At 42.4% G+C, this 2,353-nt stretch carries 1 rRNA gene and 1 pseudogene; both read right to left on the bottom strand.

Features of this window, described 5'->3' with window-relative positions:
- Positions 1-726 precede the first annotated feature (726 nt).
- Positions 727-1,601 (bottom strand): annotated as a pseudogene (locus L2764_RS27950) (IS630 family transposase); the annotation flags it as partial.
- 547 nt (positions 1,602-2,148) lie between these two features.
- Positions 2,149-2,264: ribosomal RNA gene (gene rrf, locus L2764_RS26800) — 5S ribosomal RNA — on the bottom strand.
- Positions 2,265-2,353 lie beyond the last annotated feature (89 nt).

Raw genomic sequence — 2,353 nt, 5'->3', positions numbered from 1 at the left:
CGAATAACTCAACACCTGTGAGTGCCCACACAGATTTGCTTGTCATATTGTTAAAGAGCGTTGCTAGTATGAAAAACGCATTTTTCAGCTAGCAGCCTAAGACGCTAGGTCTTTGGCTTGAGGAGGCGTATTCTACACTCTCCAGTCGCGGCGTCAAGTGCTTATTTTAAGAAGTTTTTCAAGTGTTGATTTCTTAATCACAAATCAAAACCGAAGCCCTTAAAGCGCTTGCCACCTGAGATTAAAATCCGAAGAGATTATTCTCTCTAACACCGCTGTAAGTCCCGTACTCTCTAATCTTTCGACTAAGTAGTAAGCCTGCTTTGCCGTGTCAGTGGTTGCGCATTATAGGGAGATTTGAGCTAAGCACAAGTCCTTTTTTGCGATAAATAACATTTATTTTCACTTTCTTTATTAAGCACAGCATTCCCACTTATTACCCCCAAACTTATCCACAAAAACAACTTAAAAAGGAGAATAAACAAGCAGTAATATCCATACTACTCAATATCAGATCTTTCAGCGAGAGCTCAACACACGGTAGACAAGGTCGTTAATGACTTCATTAATTAACAGCGATACGCCCGGTCTTTGTTGTTCTAGACAATAATCAGAGATCCCCTATGTCCATATAAATCGGATAACACACCTTTTGTACTCGAGTTGTACTCGAGTTGAGCAAGCCCTAAACTGGTTCCATGCTTCGCTGCACTTATTAACAATTTATTCATAGCAACTAAATGACCTATTTGCCAAAGAATGCTGCCTCATCCAACTCCACACTTGTTCGATAGGGTTTAGTTCGGGTGAATAAGGCGGCAGCTTGAGAATAACGACATTATTTAACCCATCGACTAACCCTTCTTGATGCCAGCCAGCACGATCCATTACCACCACCGCTAACCTATCTGGAGATGTAGCATCAGCGATGCTGCTTTAAGTGTAAGTACATAACATCTTTGTTCACCGTAGGAAAAATTAACGCTTCCATTGCACCTGATGTCGGGCAAACGGTACCAAAGAGATAAGTGGATTGAAATTGTTGCTGTTTTACCGCTCGGGGCCTTGTTCCTTTTTTAGCCCAAACTTTCGTGGTGGTATTTTGCTGACCAAAGCGTGCTTCGTCTTGAAACCAAACGTCTATGCGATCAAGAGGGAGGTGGCCTGGAGTGTGAAGGAGCGTTTCCAGTTGGAAGTTTTTTAAAAGCGTCTTGCACCTCAAGTGATTGTTTAGGGTGTTTTGAACGGCTCGTTATCCAAGAAAATCCTAGCCTTTTGAGTTAACGGTGAGTCGCTGAAAGTTCATACTCAATTTTAAAAGTAGAGAATATATAACGCTGTAAATCTACTAATGTCAGTCTCCCTCCTTTATCAGAACGAGACATTCGATGTATGTATTGGGCTAATGCTTATTGTTGAGTCGCTGATAATTTGGAAGGCCGCCCACTTCGATGCTTTTCTTGCAGGGCGTGGACACCATGACTTAGGAAATCAGAAACCCAGCGGTTAACGCTAGTTCGGCTAATTTTAAGTATGTTAGCAATCTGTGTACGTGATAGGCCATCTTGAAAGTGAGCAATAGTAAGTAGGCGTATTCTCATTTGCCCATTAGACTCTTTTTGTGCAGTACTCTGAAGTCAGGATCAGGTCTCAAAACATGCCCTAATAATCATCAATTTGATATTAGATCATAAACTTAATCAAAATGGTATAAGAAGCTCCTTGAAGCTAATCGTTATTCTCGGCTTTGGTTCAAACGTCGTTCTACCTTCCCCATATATGGCAGAAGTGTCTATCTCCCCATGTGAGAGGGTCATTTCCAAAAATCAGACATAATACCGATTGGGTGGCCTCTATGTTTTATTCGGCGCCTGTCATGGCCAGCTTCGAGCAAGCTCTCCGCGTTGACCCACATGGATGTGGGGAATGTCGAACATGTCAGGAACAATTTTCTACCAGAGCATGCATCAAACTGCGTTTGATAATCGCAAGGGCCTCTCCCTACTATTTATTATGCCCTCTGGGTACACATGGAATTGAACCTCACTGCGTTCGGGCTTTTTATTTTCCCATGTTCGAGTGTCACTTCCAAAAAGCAGACAAAAGAAAAAGGCCACCCGATTGGGTGGCCTTTTTCTTTTATTTGGCGCCTGGAAATGACCTACTCTCACATGGGGAGACCCCACACTACCATCGGCGTGATTGCGTTTCACTTCTGAGTTCGGAATGGGATCAGGTGGGACCACAATGCTATGGTTTCCAGACAAATTCTTCACGGTTAATCGCAATTTCCTGCGTAATTAACCTAAATATGTCAATTTAAAAAGCTGCTTTTGATGTTTAAGTCAAAAGT

Origin of the sequence: Shewanella surugensis (assembly GCF_023284005.1) — a bacterium.
GTDB lineage: Bacteria > Pseudomonadota > Gammaproteobacteria > Enterobacterales > Shewanellaceae > Shewanella > Shewanella surugensis.
Note: the sequence above shows the minus strand (reverse complement) of the source record. Positions and strands in the feature narration are given on the sequence as shown.